The sequence below is a fragment of the Paraburkholderia sp. SIMBA_053 genome, assembly GCF_046534895.1.
In the GTDB taxonomy this organism is placed as follows: domain Bacteria; phylum Pseudomonadota; class Gammaproteobacteria; order Burkholderiales; family Burkholderiaceae; genus Paraburkholderia; species Paraburkholderia caledonica.
Genome location: NZ_JAWRXU010001553.1, coordinates 1 through 241 on the forward strand (window position 1 = coordinate 1; position 241 = coordinate 241).

Annotated in this window: 1 protein-coding gene; it reads left to right on the top strand. The window is 59.8% G+C overall.

Going from position 1 to position 241, the window contains the following annotated elements; all coding sequences use genetic code 11:
* The coding region (locus SB753_RS40775; protein ID WP_410805640.1) for an SNF2-related protein at positions 1 to 241 on the top strand (241 nt) is incomplete at both ends.

Below are 241 nucleotides of genomic sequence, written 5' to 3' on the forward strand. Positions count from 1 at the left end.
CGAGACCTACAACGGCTGCATCCTCGCCGACAGTGTCGGCCTCGGCAAGACGTTCACAGCGCTGGCGGTCATCAAGTACTACGAACTGCGCAATAAGAGCGTGCTGGTCTTGGCGCCCAAGAAGCTTGCTGAGAACTGGACGAACTACAACTCTCCGTACACGACGAACCTGTTCCACGAGGATCGGTTCGGCTACACCGTTCTCGCGCACACGGATCTCTCCCGGTCGCGTGGCGAGTCG